The organism is Mediterranea sp. An20 (genome assembly GCF_002160055.1).
GTDB classification, from domain to species: domain Bacteria; phylum Bacteroidota; class Bacteroidia; order Bacteroidales; family Bacteroidaceae; genus Bacteroides; species Bacteroides avicola.
Genome location: NZ_NFJV01000020.1, coordinates 1 through 17253, shown reverse-complemented (window position 1 = coordinate 17253; position 17253 = coordinate 1). Strand labels below are relative to the sequence as shown.

Annotated in this window: 16 protein-coding genes; 1 reads left to right on the top strand and 15 read right to left on the bottom strand. The window is 43.3% G+C overall.

The genetic code is table 11. The annotated features are described in order from the left end of the window. Positions 1–86: 86 nt before the first annotated feature. The 15 genes from wecB to B5F34_RS17375 form a co-directional block, all read right to left on the bottom strand. A complete protein-coding gene (gene wecB / locus B5F34_RS11715) occupies positions 87–1241 on the bottom strand; it encodes a UDP-N-acetylglucosamine 2-epimerase (non-hydrolyzing) (protein WP_087339181.1) in 1155 nt (384 codons plus the stop codon). Positions 1242–1249: 8 nt separating this feature from the next. After that, the gene (locus tag B5F34_RS11710) at positions 1250–2398 is read right to left on the bottom strand and encodes a polysaccharide pyruvyl transferase family protein (protein ID WP_204245603.1); all 1149 of its coding nucleotides are present in this window, start codon (positions 2396–2398) and stop codon (positions 1250–1252) included. Between the two features lie 62 nt (positions 2399–2460). Then, a complete protein-coding gene (locus B5F34_RS11705; protein WP_087339176.1) occupies positions 2461–3993 on the bottom strand; it encodes a polysaccharide biosynthesis protein in 1533 nt (510 codons plus the stop codon). Positions 3994–4203: 210 nt separating this feature from the next. After that, a complete protein-coding gene (locus tag B5F34_RS11700) occupies positions 4204–5130 on the bottom strand; it encodes an aldo/keto reductase (protein WP_087339173.1) in 927 nt (308 codons plus the stop codon). Position 5131: 1 nt separating this feature from the next. Next, positions 5132–5251, bottom strand: coding sequence for a hypothetical protein (locus B5F34_RS18085; protein WP_343224315.1), 120 nt, complete (start codon positions 5249–5251; stop codon positions 5132–5134). Positions 5252–5356: 105 nt separating this feature from the next. After that, complete coding sequence (locus tag B5F34_RS11690) at positions 5357–6079, bottom strand: SDR family oxidoreductase (RefSeq protein ID WP_087339170.1); 723 nt, start codon at positions 6077–6079, stop codon at positions 5357–5359. Continuing rightward, on the bottom strand, positions 6076–7296 hold the full coding sequence (locus tag B5F34_RS11685) for a fatty acid--CoA ligase family protein (RefSeq protein WP_087339167.1): 1221 nt from the start codon (positions 7294–7296) through the stop codon (positions 6076–6078). Before B5F34_RS11685 ends, B5F34_RS11690 begins: the two co-directional genes overlap by 4 nt. Further along, positions 7293–7520, bottom strand: a complete 228-nt coding sequence (locus B5F34_RS11680) for a phosphopantetheine-binding protein (protein ID WP_087339164.1) — start codon at positions 7518–7520, stop codon at positions 7293–7295. Before B5F34_RS11680 ends, B5F34_RS11685 begins: the two co-directional genes overlap by 4 nt. Positions 7521–7573: 53 nt before the next feature. Further along, positions 7574–8620, bottom strand: coding sequence for a ketoacyl-ACP synthase III (locus tag B5F34_RS11675; RefSeq protein WP_087339161.1), 1047 nt, complete (start codon positions 8618–8620; stop codon positions 7574–7576). 5 nt (positions 8621–8625) lie between these two features. Further along, entirely contained in the window at positions 8626–9375 is a 750-nt protein-coding gene (locus B5F34_RS11670) for an SDR family oxidoreductase (protein WP_087339158.1), read from the bottom strand. Continuing rightward, on the bottom strand, positions 9372–9605 hold the full coding sequence (locus tag B5F34_RS11665) for an acyl carrier protein (protein ID WP_087339155.1): 234 nt from the start codon (positions 9603–9605) through the stop codon (positions 9372–9374). Before B5F34_RS11665 ends, B5F34_RS11670 begins: the two co-directional genes overlap by 4 nt. A gap of 27 nt (positions 9606–9632) precedes the next feature. Further along, entirely contained in the window at positions 9633–11429 is a 1797-nt protein-coding gene (locus B5F34_RS11660) for a Coenzyme F420 hydrogenase/dehydrogenase, beta subunit C-terminal domain (protein ID WP_087339152.1), read from the bottom strand. A gap of 328 nt (positions 11430–11757) precedes the next feature. Then, the gene (locus B5F34_RS11655) at positions 11758–12195 is read right to left on the bottom strand and encodes a hypothetical protein (protein WP_087339149.1); all 438 of its coding nucleotides are present in this window, start codon (positions 12193–12195) and stop codon (positions 11758–11760) included. 434 nt (positions 12196–12629) lie between these two features. Then, positions 12630–14192, bottom strand: a complete 1563-nt coding sequence (locus B5F34_RS11645) for an ATP-binding protein (protein WP_087339143.1) — start codon at positions 14190–14192, stop codon at positions 12630–12632. Between the two features lie 403 nt (positions 14193–14595). Continuing rightward, the gene (locus B5F34_RS17375; RefSeq protein ID WP_140393002.1) at positions 14596–14841 is read right to left on the bottom strand and encodes a hypothetical protein; all 246 of its coding nucleotides are present in this window, start codon (positions 14839–14841) and stop codon (positions 14596–14598) included. Positions 14842–15079: 238 nt separating this feature from the next. On the opposite strand from B5F34_RS17375, the gene B5F34_RS11640 reads away from it, so the two are divergent. After that, positions 15080–17191: a BT4734/BF3469 family protein gene (locus tag B5F34_RS11640; protein WP_087339140.1), complete on the top strand. Its 2112-nt coding sequence runs from the start codon at positions 15080–15082 to the stop codon at positions 17189–17191. Positions 17192–17253 lie beyond the last annotated feature (62 nt).

Here is a 17253-nt window from a genome sequence, read left to right as displayed (position 1 = left end):
CAAGCTTTCTTTAATATATAAATTTCAGGAAATTATCCTTATACACTGAAGTATAAATAATTATATTAGTTCAAAGAAAGAATCTCTCATTCCAGAAATTCCACTATTCTTCCACAAGCCTTCCCATCCCCATAAGGATTCACCGCCTTGCTCATCCTCTCATAATACCCTTGATTGGTCAGCAGCTCCGAAACCTCGTTTACAATCTTGTCAAAATCCGTTCCTACCAATTTCACCGTACCTGCCTCCAATGCTTCCGGCCTTTCTGTCGTATCTCGCATTACCAGTACCGGTTTGCCAAGCCCCGGTGCCTCTTCTTGAATACCGCCACTATCCGTCAGCACAATTGTTGATTTCTCCATCAGGTAGACAAAGGACAGGTATTCCAATGGTTCAATAAAGAACATATTGCCCAAATGGGATAAATCCTTACCGAATACTTCGTGGATGGGTTTGCGTACATTGGGATTCAAATGCATGGGATACACAAAGTCTACATCCGGATACTTTTGTGTCAATGTCTGTATGGCCTTGCACATGGAAATAAATCCATCGCCAAAGTTTTCACGACGATGTCCGGTTATCAAGACCAGCTTCTTCCCATCTGAAAGTCTGTTGACATCATAACCGGAACGAAGTAAAATCTCCTCCAGTTCCTTATCCAACTCTTTGTTTGACTTGATTTTGTCTACCACCATATACAGGGCATCTATCACCGTATTACCTGTGACAGCAATCTGTTCCAGCTTCACATTTTCAGCCAACAGATTCTGTTTGCTCAATGGAGTTGGTGCAAAATGATAGGTAGCGATACGTCCCGTCAACTGGCGGTTCATTTCCTCCGGCCATGGGCTGTAGATATTGTGTGTACGCAATCCTGCTTCTACATGGCCTACAGGGATTTGTTGATAAAATGCGGCCAAGGCTGCTGCCGTGGAAGTAGTGGTATCGCCATGCACCAATACAATGTCCGGTTGTACTTCTTTCAGCACATCCCGCATTCCCAACAAAACACGCGAGGTCACGTCATACAAATCCTGTCCTTGTTTCATGATGTTCAAGTCATAATCCGGAACTATCTCAAAAATGCGTAAGACTTGATCCAACATTTCGCGGTGTTGGCCGGTCACGCATACAATGGTCTTAAACTTATCCGGATACTTTTGGAACTCTTTCACCAAGGGAGCCATTTTAATGGCTTCAGGTCGGGTTCCGAAAACTAGCATTACTTTTTTCTGCATAGAGTGATTTATTTTAGGATTTTAGTAAAATCAAACTTCTGTATTTCATCCAGTCGTGAAGTATATTTCCAATTTTTCAATTTATTTACGACAGCAGTTGTATTTTCAAATTCAGTCAAGCCAATAACCGCCTCTTTTGTCCCATAAACAAATTCAGCCATGCCTTTAGCCTTCTCACTGTACGACAAGAACAGCGTTGGCACTGACATCGTTATGGCGTTAATCGCACAATGCATACGTGCTGCAATAACAAAATCACATTGGCAAATAAAGTTCTTAATGCCAACAAATCCCGGATCAGATTCCACAATCTGTGTCCTAGACTGATACTCCTTAGGCATTTTCGCATAAATCAGGCGCATATAGGACAAATCGTTATCATTCATATAAGGTGAAAGGACATGAGGCAACAACAAAAGATGGCACTGCATCGCATCAATCAGTCGAGCTAAAGCTTCCGATTGCCTTTGGACAGCCACCTCTAAGTCTGCATATTCATAAAGAGCCGACAACGGACTGAGGTTTATACCTATGACCGTACCGGTATGGGATGAAATCTTTTTTGTAGGATTCTTGACGAAAAATGCAGGGTCAGGAGCCAATTCACAATTCTCACCCACACCTAAAGAATACAGATACTCAACCGTATTATTCTCTCTTGCTACTATCAAGTCTATTTTCGGAAGATGTTTGGAAAAGAATTTTAACGCTTTCGGGTTTTTCTCAAATTTGCCAACAGATGCGCCCCATAAAATGTATTTTAATCCTTTCGTTTGGCATTTATGTAAGAATGTGGGCAATGAAGTATCAAATCTGTTTTGTGAAGATAATGTGTACATGTCGCCGCCTATTGAGAATACGGTATCAAAACCGTCTAACCAGCCTGTCTTGTCGAAAGGTAGTGAATAGTAGATACCCACATAGGATAGGCTTTTCCGGATGATATTTGCTAAAGACCATTTTTTTACATGGAAACGTGGGATAATTTTGATATCACAATCTTCCAAACGTCTTTTATCTTCCTCATAATTATAGGAAGCATAAGCTATTTGCATTTGAGGATTGACTTCCCTCAGAATTTCTACGGTTCCCCGCACGATGGCTTCACACCCGTAGTTATAGACACCGCCGATACCTATTAATAATACATGTTCCATGATTTAGTCATTTAATGCTATTTAGTAAATAGAACAAGAATTCAAATGAATTGAACAACATACTATTCTTTTTTAATTTTAACCAATACTTTTAGTTTGTCAATTAGTAATTTCCGCATTGTTCGTTTCAGCCCACAAAACCAAACAGATAGCCCTACACAAACAATGCTTATCAGCAGCAAAAGGAAATCCTGCCAGAGATTGTCGAGGCTAATCCAAAAATAATTCACTAATAATGGTATAGGAAGTGATACTATCGTTACAATCAAACAAGGACGAAAGACTTGCCAAATATCTGCCCAAGTATAATTCACAATCCGAATTAGAAGTAAAGGCTTAACGACTAACCCCAACAAGGCATATACTACCAGCATAGCCCATGAAAGAGCTACCGGCGGATATCCCATCTTAAACAACAAATAAATTATAGGGAATGCAATAAACCCTATCAATGGAGAAATCAATGCATTTTCACGAAGTTGTCCTTTTGCATACAAAGCCGTATAAAAAGAAGTGTCAAACACTTGAAAAAGACTTTGTATCAAAATCAATTGGAGAAAGATGACTGTGTAATCTGGCACTTCAACCAGCCACAATTCCAATATAGGTCTAGCCAACAAACATAACGGAAAGCAAATAACCCACATTAAATAATAGGAGTATTTCGTAGATACAAGCAACAAATGTTTACTACCTTCTTTATCATTGGCTGCATATCTTTTTACAATTTGAGGATTAACTGCCATACGAAAATTGGAAACGAACTGGTTCGCAGCCATATTCACCTGAATGGAAATAGAGCGAGCAGCCACAACCGCAGGCTCAAAAAACATATTCAATAACAATAGAATACCTTGACTATTCAACGCGATAGAGCCTTGTGCAAAAAGGCTCCAACTAGAAAAGCCAAGTATGCGTTTGAATATGGATTTATCAAAAAAGAAACTGAACTTTGTTTCTTCAAATCGTGACGTACTATAACGCATATAATAAAACCATATTCCTACTTGCAACAGCAGAATCAAAAAAGCATAAGTTATCAATTTATCAAAACCGCCAACACCCAACAAATAAACAATCAATAACTTCGCCGAACATTCAAAAATACTCAGATAGGCATAAGCTGCCATACACTCGTGAGAAATTATACTAGCATTGTAAGGAACCGTCAACAAGTTTACAACAGCCGTCGCAATAGACAAATGATATACAAGCACAACAGCCAATAGCCTATCATCGGGAATAACCAACTTGTCATACAAGAACCACAAGCCTATAGTTTCACTTACCAAAAACAAGAAAGCAGCTAACCCTAAATGAATTACCAAAGTGGTCGAAAAAGTCTTTTTCAACCTATCTTTATTGCCTGCACCTAATTCAAAAGTTAAGAAACGGGAAGCACCTCCACTTAATGCACCATTAATAAAGGACAGCATTCCAACAACCCCACCAACTGTCTGATACAAGCCATAATCAGTAATGCCCAATACATCCAGTATCACGCGCGATGTGTACAATGTAACTAACATCGTAAACATCATCCGGAAATACAGAAAAATAGTATTTTTAGCTATTGTCTTATTGACTGAAGTCATAATTCTATTTTAACCCATGATTACTCAATAATGCCAACCAATTATCCCAGACACGATAATAATGAAATAGTTCAAAAGCAATATGAGTAAATCGAATAATACAACAAATTGGGAATTAAAATTTATTATACTATTTTTTTTAATAAAGTCCTTCATTGAAGCTCCTTTGCGTAATAAATAAAATTAGGAAGTATTATTTTTAACATTTTATTACAATATGGTAAAATCGCAATTATCAGGATCATAACGCACTCTAGCATTTATATTTATTCCGTCTATTTCCTCCATTTCATCACTAGACAATTTGAAATCAAAAATACTGATATTTTCCATCTGCCGTTTTGGATTTAACGAGCGAACTACAGGTATTAAATCATTTTGAATATGCCACCGCAAAACTATTTGCGCCACCGTTTTATTATACTTTTTAGCTATATTTTTAAGCGAAGGCAAACGAAATAATCTGTCATCCATTCGTGCAAGAGCAGTATAAGATTCGACTTGAATGCCTAAATTCCTGCAATAAGAGATTAGCGTTTTTTGCGTAAACAATGGATGAACCTCAAATTGATTAACAGCCGGAATTATATCTGCCACTTCCATCAATTTCTCTATATGATGCTGATGACAATTAGCAACTCCCAAGGCACGACAATACCCTTCTTTATACAACTTAATCATCTCTTTCCACGTATCAACATATACATTTGTAACAGGCCAATGAAACATCAATAAATCGATATAATCAGTATTCATCCCTTTCAACTGTTGAAACAGACACTCCCGTATATTTCCTTGCCATTGAACCTGATTGCTGATCCTTGTCGTAAGGAATAGCGTATTCCTATCAATGCCACTTTTCCGGATAGCTTTTCCTATTAATGTCCCATCACCATAAGAAGACGAATAGTCTATCAAACGAAAGCCTACATGAAATGAATTAATTATGGCATTTACGTAATTATTCACCAATTTGGGATATCTACAAATCTTATTATAGACTCTATAAGAGAATTGGCACAATGGGTTAGTATAAGATTTACTATCCCTTGCGGAATAACCAAGTATCCCAGGCCCCATTCCTATTGAAGGAATAGATACTCCATTATTTAAAATAATAGTTGGCAAATCATTCATCTTAAACAAATTTTAAGACAGTTCCACCCCAGTTCAGTCCCACGCCAAACTCTGTTATCATCACCTTCATGCCGTTCTTTATGACCCTGGCATTCAGACAATCCTTCAATTCTATAAACATCGTTGATAAAACGGTATTACTGGTATTCTCCAGATTGATATAAAAATTTCTCCTCTAGTAAGGCACACACTTTGCGAATGGAGTTCAACATAAATTTGTGTACCATTATATCGTACCATTATCCACGTAAATATTCTGCCCTGTAATAGAGCTGGCTTTCTCCGACAATAAGAATGCAACCGTTTCAGCTACTGATTCTATACTTGTCGCTGCTTTCAATGATGTACGCTTATAGATCCGGTCTTTCTGCTCATTCGTTAGAGTCGAACTCATAGCCGTTTCCATGAATCCAGGCACCACCACATTCGAGCGGATACCGACTCCGCCCCATTCCCTTGCTGTATTCTTTGAAAAAGCCTCAAGCGCACCTTTAGAAGATGCATACATAGCCAATCCCTTATATCCGGTATGCGCACTGATGGATGAAATATGTACAATACTGCCCTTGTTTTTGTGAAGGAGCATATGGCGGATGGCATATTTAGTAATCATCATCGGCGTGAACACATTGACTGCATACATTGCTTGCAGACGGTCTGCATTCAGATTCGTCACAATGTCATCATAAGCAACAGCAGCATTATTTACAAAACCGTCCAGACGAATGTTACTTGTCAGATATTCCTTAAAGAATGTCTGACGAATATCAAAAGGAATTGAAAGATCCACACTTTTAAAGAACAGACGTCCATCGGAAGCTGCCTCCAACGCCTTGAATTCTTCTGTATATGAACGGGCCACGGCGTAAACCGTATGTCCTTCCCGAATCAACACTTCGCATATTTTCAAGCCCACTCCGCGTGAGCATCCCGTTACCAAATAGTTCATAACCTTTTAAGTTTACCTGTTCTTGTCAATGATATTGTTTCTACAAATTTTATGCGCCTTGGAATCTTGAAATCCTGAAGGCATGTTTGAAGATAGCGGCGGATATCCAGCTCATTCAAGGAGGTACCTCCTTCCAACTGAACTTCTGCGCAAAGGATATTCCCCAAAACTGAATTAGGGCGACCATAAACTAACGATTGGCAGACACCTTCCATACTGTTGATAGCAGCCTCCACCTCTCCCGGATTAACCTTATAACCACCCACATTTATTAACTCGTTCTTGCGGCTTTTAAAGCGAAAAATTCCCTTCTCTGCATCAACCCACTCTATCATGTCGCCCGAATGATAATAATCACTGTCAAACAAGAAGCTGTCTGATTCTCCCAACAAAGAACGATGTATCAGGAGTTCTCCGTCTTCTACGCGAAACTTATCCCTAAATGCTTCTGGTATTTGAAACGAATCCCCCCGAGATGCAAAAAGCGTTCCTGCTTCCGTTGAAGCGTAAACATTATTTATCTTTGCACTAGGAAATATCATATGGATAGTGCCATACAAAGACTGATCACTTTTTTCACCGCCTAATGTAACCCGACGGACTGAGGGATATGCCTTCTCATAGGGAAGCAACAGACGGTAAAAAGTAGGAGTGGCAGACAAATGGGTAATGGAATATTTTTCAATGCACCGGTACACCTCACTACGCGAAAGATGGAACACATTGACCAATGTATTCTTATTCTCAAAAGCCTGGAAAAAGACCTGCAAACCTGCCATGTGGGTTGGATTATAAGCATAAGCCCATCTGTCATCAGCATGCCATTCACCCACACGTACTGCACGAGTTAGGGTTGAAACTGTATGTTCTACCCGCTTAGGTTGTCCTGTCGTGCCAGAAGTAAATATAACAATATGAGAAGCAGATACACACAAAGCTGAAACAAGATCTTCCATTGATTCAAAAGTCTTCAATGACAGAGGAAACGGCCTATTAATGAGATGTTCATCAACTCCTTCCAGTTCCTGCGGATTCAAATCTGAATCCAACAGGGTTAACGAAGCATTGTTTATCAGTGCCTTTACCAGATTAGAAAAATAGGCAAACAAATCATTGGTCTTGAACAATGGGAAATAAGACGGCTCCCTATTCACTTCCGTCAACAAATCAGCGTATGTAAAGACTCTGTTTCCATCAATCAGAAAAATATCTTTCATGCTTGCTCCAATTTTTCATATATTTCACCTACTGTACTCACTATGCCGTCTTCAAATATATCAATGTCAAACTCATCCTCTATACGCACAGTAAGTTCAGCCAAGTCAAAGGAAGTCAGTCCGAGGTCGTTCCTCAAATTATCTTTCGGCGACAAGGCAGACAAGGCAGACAACCCTTTTGAAATGCGGATCTGATTGATGATATCAAATATCTTTTCTCTCATAAATTTATAGATTTTATTGATTATGTATTCTTTATATTTTAGATAAATGACACTTATGTATTGACCGGTTCATAAAAGCGGGTACTACGCATGTCTGTCGCTATACTTCCCCAAGACAATCCGACTCCGAATCCGCTCATTACAACCCTGGATAAATCATAAATGCCTTTCCCGCACAAATCGGAAAAAAGTAAAGGCAAAGTAGCTGGACCTGTATTACCATAGTTCGACACATGAACAGGTGTGAGTTCGGGACGAACCTTTAACTTCTTGCAAATGTGGCTGACCATGAATGAATTAGCCTGATGCAAAGCAAACAAACCCACAGAATCCTTTTTCCATCCCATTAGCTCAAGAAGTTGGTTAATGTTTTTATGAACTTTATTGATGGCGAAACTGAATATGGCCATACCGTCCATGTACAAATCATTCTGAGTCCTTCCATTCTTGTCTTCATCGTATTCCAACACTGCTGTCAATGGTGATGAAGGCATACGGAATCCTCCAGCAGGAATAATCAAACGGTCAAAGCCGCTGCCATCCGACTGAATATGAATCCCCATCGGAGAACTTCCAACAGATACCAGCGTAGCAGTTCCACAATCACCAAATACCATGCGCAAGGATTTATCCATAGGATTGATCATACGAGTTGATGTATCTCCTGCCAAGACCAATACGTTCGTACACATACCGGAGTGAATCCAGCAGGCAGCCTGAAACAAACCGTAAATATAACCTGAACAGCCATAATGAATATCCATGCAAACAGTGTCCTGAGACAAGCCCAAACGGTCTTGCAGACAAATGGAAGTAGCAGGCAGTATATAATCCGTTGTCTGAGACACGAACACCAAGCCGTCAATTTGAGACTTATCAATTGCATCCTGCTTAATCAGATACTCTGCGGCTTTCTGACACATATCCGATGAAGTCATACCGGAATCAGCTATCCGCACCCGTTCCACACCTGTTGCCTTGATGATACTTTCCACCTCTGCCTCCCCGTATAACTTTCCGAGAGTACGCAGTTCAAGCACATTTTCCGGCAACCAGGAAACCACCGATTGAATCGAAATATTGTCTATTATTGTTTTCATATATCTTATTGCAGTGTAAAACCACCATCTATCACAAGGCTTGTACCCGTTACAAAAGAAGATGCTTCCGACAAAAGGTAGATAATGCCGTATGCCACTTCTTCCGGCTTTCCAAACCGCTTCATGGGATAACGACCGGCTTCAACCTCCAGCATATCAGACGAAATGGAACTATTATCTAAAATATGTGTATCTATCATGCCTGGACACACTTCATTCACACGGATTCCTTTCACAGATAAATCCAGCGCGGCATTTTTCATGAAGCCATGTATGGCACCTTTGGATGTGGAGTAAAGTACATTCCCCCCCCCACACACACAGGTTCCACTGATGGAACCTGTAAAAACAATACTGGATCCACGTCCTATTTTTTTTGCCTTGAGCAGTTTCTGGGTAAGCATAATAGGAGCAATTGTATTGACTTCCAATACATGAATCAGTTTTTCCTGCTTAATAAACTGCGTAGGAAGCGTTTCCGTAATGCCTGCATTATTGACTAAACCATCCAACGTGGGCGATTGCTCTACCAGTTCATCCAGCTGACTTCCATCTGATAAATCTGCCATTATATATGAATGACCGTCACCTTCCAATGCACGGAAAGTTTCACATAAACGTTTTTCATTACGCCCACTGATAACCAGCCGAGCTCCCATTTTAGAACATTCTATGGCCGTTGAACGACCGATACCGGATGAAGCACCCGTTATTAGGATTGTCTTACCGACTAAAGAAAATGGGGTAGCATTCATTTCTTAGACTTTACCAATTCAAACAGATCAGACAAAGTAGCCGCTTTACGGATTTCCATACTGGAAACAGATATGCCGTATTCTTCATCAATCATTGCAATCACAGACAGAGCGCTCAAGGAACTCCATTCATCCAAATATCTAAACTCCGTATCACCGCTTAGACTGTCTGTATCTACATTATCAAACAAATCGGTAAATTTTGAAATAAACTCTTTCAATTCTTCCATAATTATAATATATAAAAGTTAGAACATTTAATACTTCCACAAAATATCCTCATCAATCACCTCTGCAGGATGTCCTGATACCATTGTATAAGGGGGCACACTACGAATAACAAAAGATTTTGCCCCAACTATCGCTCCATCTCCAATAATAACACCATTCATTACAGTACACGACTCACACAACCAAACCTTATCTCCAATAAGAACAGGTTTCGAATTCTTATAACCTTGACGATTTATATAATGAGACCCATTGTTATCACGCACTGTCACATTGCGTCCCATCATCACACCCTTACCAAATTCAATATGATTCGCACAAATAACTGTCAAATTAAGATTGGAACCACCCTCCCCTTTAAAAGAGAGCTTACCACCCTCAAACACTTCGATATCGGCACCATATCCTATAATAGTTCCTGGACCTAAGGACAATATTCCACCTCGTGCGACACTTAATCGGGTTTCCAAATGAGACTTCTTAAATTTAACTTTCTGCCCTAGGATAGTTACCCCTTCTTTGATGACATGTGCCCCTTTGTGAATGTCAATAACACAATAAGGGGTGGGGAGCAAAATATTTCCATGAATTATTTCTGACAGACTATTATAACGTAAAAATTGATAAACCGGCTTTGGGCGCAATTGCGTATTCCGCAATATGCAGAATGTATATCGAATCAAGTTTTTAATTCTCTGCTTAAAAGTTTTCTGACCTGGTAATATATATTTAGCAGCGATATCCAAAAAACTCATTTTATCCAGATCTTCAAAGAATTGCTTCCTATCTACAGAAGGTGGAGTTATCGAATACTTCAAAGCCCTGTTTCCTAACTCAATAGAGGTAAATGGGACTTCGTGGTAATTAATCCTAGGTTTTACTCGTTCAAAGAAAAGTCTGCCTTTTTCAGAATTTACCATGACCAATGAAGTACCCAGATTTTTATCCAAGGTTTTATCAACCTCCTCTATTTTCCAAAAATCAGCCAGCGTGATATCCGATATTCGTGGATAACCCTTGAACTTACAGTCATAACAAGAGGGACGAGCATACACATGCGTCTGTAGATATCCTTTAGTAAAATTGTTCTGACTGCTTGTTTCATAATAAGCTTTCCCATTGTCCAAAATGACTTTCTGGGTCAGATTCCGCCATCCATATTCCTTGGACTTGGCCTTGCAATAAACAACCTTATGTCCATAGCGTTCTTCAAAAGAATCCAGATATTTGCGCCATACTTTCGGGGAATTAATCCCAAGGCATATGAAATCGGCGATAATCAGATTATCGTAATCTTTGTGCAAGAAAGCACGCAGGGCTGCCATTTGGCACGGGGTGCCGCAAACCAATACTTTCTCTCCGGCTTTAAGTAGACCTTTGACTTCCCTATAAAACCCTTCCAAGTTACTTTGCAGATATTTGGAACTGCGAAGCTTGGGCAAATCATTCTTATCATTGGAAATGTAATGGCGGACAGAAAAGTCATCGTTGAAGACTGCACCGCCTACATACCCTTTGTCACGGTACATAATATCCGCCAACGCTGAAAACAAGCCCCCGGAAGTACTGTCAAAGACAACTTCCAGATTCTTATTTTCAGCGGCATAACAGATGGACTGGGGCAGGTCATTTTTCTTCAATTCTTTTATATTGACTATCGGGCAAACCTTCTCGCAAAGCCCGCAATCCACACATTTCTCCTTATCAACCACGGGATACCAAAAGCCTTCAATATCTGTGACAAAAGAAATGGCATTGTGGTTGCAAACATCACCACAAGCATTACAGCCGCAACACTGCGACTTATCAGTTATATGAATCATAAGTTAATAATTCAACTTTTGCAAGTTCAAGATGCAGCAGACAAGCAACAAGTTAACGAGTCAATCGAAACTTTGCCAACTACTAATAAATTGAGCATTTGCAAAACATAAGTTAATAAAATATGCGAATGAAAAATATCTGACTTGAACGATTAAGCATTTCTTTTGTAAGCGTTCACCTTAAAACAATTATACAGAATTAGACACCCCAAAATGATGTATTTTTAGAATTCCTTTAAGCACTCAATTCAGGGCATACACTTTGTAAGGGCACTAACAATAGTACCCCCAAACCGAGTCAGATAAAAATTACTTTTGAAAAGTACCCTTATTTCAATCCCGCCATCCTGTTGAGCAACTGCATGAATTCAGCTTTCTGTGCCCGCACCAGTTCCCTGCGAATACAATCGGGCATATAGAGGCGACAACGGTTGCCGTCTTCGTAGGAAATAACCAAGTGGAGGGTCTGCATCACCAATTCCTCGTCCTCCTTCAGGGACCAGGTGAGGTACTCATCAGCTTTCATGCCCATCAGGGTCATAACGGATTTCCGTTCCCGGACAGGCAACGCATGATACAGCCTCATAGGGTCTGTGGTAAACCCGGCGTGGATTACCAGAACGTAGTCCGCTTTGCGGTAGCCGGAGGGAACCCAACTGTGGAGCGCAGCCAGATGTTTCTTCAGGTTTACCAGAGTGTCCAACTCTGCCAACTCCTGCATGGAAGCCAAGGTATCGACAAAAGGCAGTTTCTTCAGGATTATCATGGGGATGCTTTGCGTTTCTGCGTTCCGAATCTTACTGTCATTTCTAATTTATAACCCAAGTCTGTTTATCTCATCCAAACTTAATTTCGTAAACAAGGCTATGTCCTCCGGAGAAATGCCTTGCGACTTCATCATCCGGGCGATATACGTCAACGGCACGGCGCTCAACGGGCTGGTCGGTTGATACTAAACACAGAAGCACGGAAACACAGAGTTTTTGTTTTCTTGTCCACAGCTCCCAGAGTTAATTTTCCTTCTCTCGTATGCGGCGAAGCCGCGGACTCTGTGCCCTCCCGTCATTTTTACCGACAGACAGTTACAGAACTTTGTGGCTCCGTGTCTCTGTGTTGGATATAAATTAAATCTAATTGATTACTTATGTCCTGCAAATTAATGCATTCATCGGGAAACCTCCAAACAATGAAAGGCATTTTTCACTGCTCAATCTTCCAATCACTAATCGTCCGTTTCTCCTTGTCGAAATTGATACCCACCTTCACAACCGGTAGCCCGCACAGCGCAAAGCGTTCCGGGTACTGTTTCAGGTCTATCTGGTTCATTGCCGCTTCGGCGCTTTGATTTAGTTTCAGTTCCACCAGATAGAGGGTGTCTGCTGTGCGCATCACCATGTCCACCCGTCCGAGGGTTGTGCGGACTTCAATATCCACATGCACCCCCAGCAGACTGAAGACAACAAAAAATAACTGCTGGTAATGTGCCTCCTGCATGGGCTGACCGGCATAAGGAAGGGTGGACAGGAAGGTCTGCAACAGTTGCAGGGCTTCTTCCATGTGGCCCCGGCGGATGGAGGCCGACATTTTGGCAATCACGGTGTTGCCCGGTATCTTGCTGCCCTGAATGTAGTGCGGCAACAGACTCCGGTAGAGGCCGATGCGGATTTCCCGGTTGGGTATATCCAGGTTGAACAGCCCGGAAAAACCGTCGTAGTCCTTAATGGTCAGATAACCGCTCTGGTAGAGCAGCGGGGTAATGTCGGTCATGTGCTCGGTGGGGGCATCGAAATCTTCTGCCATCGTTTCACGACCACCTATTTCGGAAGGGGATACATCAAAACGTTTCAGCATCTCAATCAGGTAGGTGGGCGTGCCGCTGCCGAACCAGTAAGAGTTCAGACGTCCTTCGCTGAAGGCGTTCAGCAAGCTGAAGGGATTGTAGATGTCTAGCGAGGGCCACGTGAAGTGGTAGCCGTCATAGTTATCCTTCAATTGTTGCAGTGTCTCTTCGCGGGTCAGTTCCAGGCGGGAAGCCAGCACATCCAGGTCCTTGTCCATTTGCGTTTCCATCTCTTCCTGCGTGATGCCGCAGACGGCGGCATATTCGGGCAGCATGCTGATGTTCTGGATGTTATTCAGTTCGCTGAAAATGCTCAGCTGGGAAAACTTGGTGATACCCGTCAGGAACACGAAGCGCAGGTAAGGGTCACAGCCTTTCAGCGGACTGTAGAAATTGCGCATGACGTTGCGGAGCACGGGAAGGTCTTTCTCTTCGTGCATCACGTCCAGCAAGGGAGCATCGTATTCGTCAATGAGAACCACTACCTGACGGCCGGTTTTCGCGCAGGTATCCATAATCAGGTTCTTCAGCCGGACGTTTACATCTACCGTGTCGCGCGGTTCAATCCCCAAGCGTTTCTCATTATCCTCCAGTATGCTGTGCAGGTAACGGTTCAGCATGTCACGGTCCGCATGCTTGCTCAGACTCATGTCGAAATGCAGCACCGGATACGGTGTCCATTCCGTCTCCAACTGCTCGATTGCCAAACCCTTGAACAATTCTTTCCGGCCTTCGAAATAGGCATGCAGCGTGCTCGTAAGCAACGACTTGCCGAAACGGCGCGGACGATTCAGGAACAGGTAGCTGGAATCGCCGTGTGCCATGCGGTACACGTATTCCGTCTTGTCAATGTACAGATAATGCTTGTTTACAAGTTCGGAAAATGTCTGTATCCCTATGGGGTAACGCCTTGGCTGTTCCATACTACTGAAGTTTTTTCGGATTTTGTAGCACAAAGATAATGAAAACGGTTGAGACGACCAATCTTTTTTTTCACATAAACCTTAGGTTTAGCGTGCTAACTCTAAGGTTTAGCGTGCTAACCCTAAGTTTGAGCGTGCTAACCCTTTACGTGCTCTTTTTACATGAAAGAACCGTGCCGTCCGTGACAGACGTGACAGTGGTTTTGCAACTTTCTCTGCGTATATACGTAATATAAGATTATAAAAACGTTTCTCGCGTACATACGCGTAAAAAAGTTATAAAAGTACTGTCACAACTGTCACGCCGCCAGTGCAGAGTTTACCTTAAACTCCTAAGGCTCAATCTCATCCAAGGATTGGAGCCAGCGGCGAAAAACCTCCAACTGCTGCCTTTCGTCCAAACTCAGCAGGGTGTCGCGGTAAATGCAGAGCACCTTGCGATAGGGAAGTGCACGCAACAGGGTCCCTTTTTTACAGCGACGTATGTTGTACGACTTATGCCGCTGCGCCGGGCTACGCAGATACCACTCAACAGGCTGTGGTCAATGGGGATGTTCTTCTGTAGCCAAGCTATGAAATCGCCCAGACCGGTGTGGGCATTCGGGGTTAATGACTGGTCTTCTGTTGGTTCGTCTTTCATTTCCTTCATGATGTTTTTGTTGTTAAAAATTTTACAAATGACCGCAAATCCTTCGCAGGCAGACGGTGTCCCGTGGAGGAGCCGGCGCCGACGGCAGGGAAGTTGCGGGCTTTTATAATGCAACAAAAACACAAGAAGAGTGAACTTATGTAAAATACTGTCCAATCTTGTCTGAACAGTCATTTGCAGGGATTAAATCCCCTTTGCATCTTTGCAATGTTAACTGAATACAATCGAAACAAAACGTATGATTACATCCAACAAACTCAGCCTGTTTAAAGGCTATCAGGACATCTGCCCCGCAGAAGAGACACTCGAAAACATCGTAGAGATGATCAGACACCAGGCCAGCGTGGCCGAACACACCGAACGATACCGGTATTACCGCAAGCAGCACAACGACAAGGCGGCACGAAACGAGAAGTCGTCCTGCCCTTGCTTTGCCGTGGCCGTCCGCTTTGAAGGCGGAAAGACCAAAAACCACATCTGTGCTGAAACCGGACTGTGCCTTGCCGACTTCGACCATGTGGATGAAGACATGCTGGCAGCCTGCGTGCAACAGATACGGAACGACCCGCATACCCTCCTGGCCTATATCACCATCGGAGGGGAAGGCATCCGCGTAATCAGCCGGTACGTGCCTGCCGTCAATGATGTGCGCATCTCGCCTTCAACCCTCTACGCAGCGGCCTTCAGCCAGATGAACAGCTATTATGCCCAACTGACCGGTCTCGCCTACGACGAGAAGTGCAAAAACATCACCCGGTTAAGCGGACTGGCTCACGACCCCGATGTATGGTTCAGACCGGATGCGGAACCTTTTAAGGTGACAGTGAGTGTCGGCACTCCCCGTGCTCCACATAAAGGGAAACAGAGAATGGAAGCTGTGGTACGTGCCATCGGACGGCAACTGAAAGCCGAAAATATCGTGTATGAAGCACACCGGCACAATGAATACATCATGCGGACAGGCTATCTGATGAATGCATACGGCATACCGCAACAGGTTGCCACCGAATGGGCGGTGCAGCAGTTTGCAGACTATGACGGCGATGTGGCAGGCATTTTTCATTCGTGTTACCAGAACACAGCCGAACATGCTACCTTGCACTTGAAAAGCCGCCGCAGCAACCGGAATGAGGACCTGCCCGTAACCGAGATAATGGCGTTTCTCCAAACCCAGGGGCGTTTCCGCAAGAACATCATCACCGGGAAATATGAAATGGCACCCGCAGGAAGCAACCACTTCGAAGACCTGACAGACCGGGATGTCAACAGCCTCTGGAGGAAAATGTCTACCGAGGTATGCCAGGTACGCATTACGGACATCCGGGCTGTCATCGAATCGGACTTTAGAGAACTCTACAACCCGTTTTCCGCCTATATGGATTCCCTACCGGAATGGGACGGACAAACCGACCACATCGCCGCCCTTGCCGCACAGGTACACGTCAGCAAAGGAGCAGAACTGTTCCCGCTGTTCTTCAAGAAATGGATGGTGGCCATGGTAGCCGCACTGACCGACGACCGCGTAGTGAATCACGAAATACTGGTGCTCGTGGGACAACAGGGCATCTACAAGAGCACCTGGCTCAACAATCTGCTTCCCCCCGAACTGAAACGTTATTTTTATCTGAAAAGCAACAGCCGGAGCATCAATAAAGACGACCTGCTCACCCTGGCCGAGTTTGCCGTGGTCTGCTTAGAAGAACTGGACGAGATGAATGACCGCGAACTGAACCAGCTCAAGGCCCTCGCTACCACCTTGCACATCAACGAACGTGCCGCCTACGCGCACTACAAGGAAAACCGGCCGCACATTGCCAGCCTCTGCGGAACGGGCAACAACCCGCACTTCCTGACCGACCTGACCGGAAACCGGCGCTGGATGCCTTTCGAAGTGGAACATATAGACAACCCCTACAAACATCCTCTGGACTATCCGGCTATCTACGCACAGGCAAAATATCTGTCTGAAAACGGATTCAGATACTGGCTGGAGGAAAAGGAAATCCACCAGTTGAATGAACACAACCGGCATTTTGAGGTGCCCTGCCTGGAGCGGGACCTCATCCTGACATACTATCAGGTGCCCGAAACGGGAGAACCCGGCGTGTTTTTGAGCAATGCGCAGATCCTGCAACGCATCAATACCGGGTTACGCCAACCCCTCAGCCCCGTCAGAATAGGCCACGTCATGTCGCAGTTAGGATTCAAACCCGTGAGGGACGGTGGCAAACGGGGTTATCTCGTGAAAGAAGTGAGCGACGGTGAGATTGAATCGCGCAAAAAAGGCAATCAAAGCCCCCTCAACTCCCCCCATGGCCCCCTCAACTCCCCCCGAGGGGGGAGCTTATGACTGAACCATGGGGGAGATTGTCCGAGAACTCTTCCGACACTATCATTCTGTCATCCCGAGCG

Coding starts and splice junctions, on each gene's coding strand:
- wecB (WP_087339181.1), bottom strand. CDS start 1,241: ATGCAGAAAAAAGTAATGCTAGTTTTCGGAACCCGACCTGAAGCCATT.
- B5F34_RS11710 (WP_204245603.1), bottom strand. CDS start 2,398: ATGGAACATGTATTATTAATAGGTATCGGCGGTGTCTATAACTACGGG.
- B5F34_RS11705 (WP_087339176.1), bottom strand. CDS start 3,993: ATGACTTCAGTCAATAAGACAATAGCTAAAAATACTATTTTTCTGTAT.
- B5F34_RS11700 (WP_087339173.1), bottom strand. CDS start 5,130: ATGAATGATTTGCCAACTATTATTTTAAATAATGGAGTATCTATTCCT.
- B5F34_RS18085 (WP_343224315.1), bottom strand. CDS start 5,251: ATGTTTATAGAATTGAAGGATTGTCTGAATGCCAGGGTCATAAAGAAC.
- B5F34_RS11690 (WP_087339170.1), bottom strand. CDS start 6,079: ATGAACTATTTGGTAACGGGATGCTCACGCGGAGTGGGCTTGAAAATA.
- B5F34_RS11685 (WP_087339167.1), bottom strand. CDS start 7,296: ATGAAAGATATTTTTCTGATTGATGGAAACAGAGTCTTTACATACGCT.
- B5F34_RS11680 (WP_087339164.1), bottom strand. CDS start 7,520: ATGAGAGAAAAGATATTTGATATCATCAATCAGATCCGCATTTCAAAA.
- B5F34_RS11675 (WP_087339161.1), bottom strand. CDS start 8,620: ATGAAAACAATAATAGACAATATTTCGATTCAATCGGTGGTTTCCTGG.
- B5F34_RS11670 (WP_087339158.1), bottom strand. CDS start 9,375: ATGAATGCTACCCCATTTTCTTTAGTCGGTAAGACAATCCTAATAACG.
- B5F34_RS11665 (WP_087339155.1), bottom strand. CDS start 9,605: ATGGAAGAATTGAAAGAGTTTATTTCAAAATTTACCGATTTGTTTGAT.
- B5F34_RS11660 (WP_087339152.1), bottom strand. CDS start 11,429: ATGATTCATATAACTGATAAGTCGCAGTGTTGCGGCTGTAATGCTTGT.
- B5F34_RS11655 (WP_087339149.1), bottom strand. CDS start 12,195: ATGATAATCCTGAAGAAACTGCCTTTTGTCGATACCTTGGCTTCCATG.
- B5F34_RS11645 (WP_087339143.1), bottom strand. CDS start 14,192: ATGGAACAGCCAAGGCGTTACCCCATAGGGATACAGACATTTTCCGAA.
- B5F34_RS17375 (WP_140393002.1), bottom strand. CDS start 14,841: ATGAAGGAAATGAAAGACGAACCAACAGAAGACCAGTCATTAACCCCG.
- B5F34_RS11640 (WP_087339140.1), top strand. CDS start 15,080: ATGATTACATCCAACAAACTCAGCCTGTTTAAAGGCTATCAGGACATC.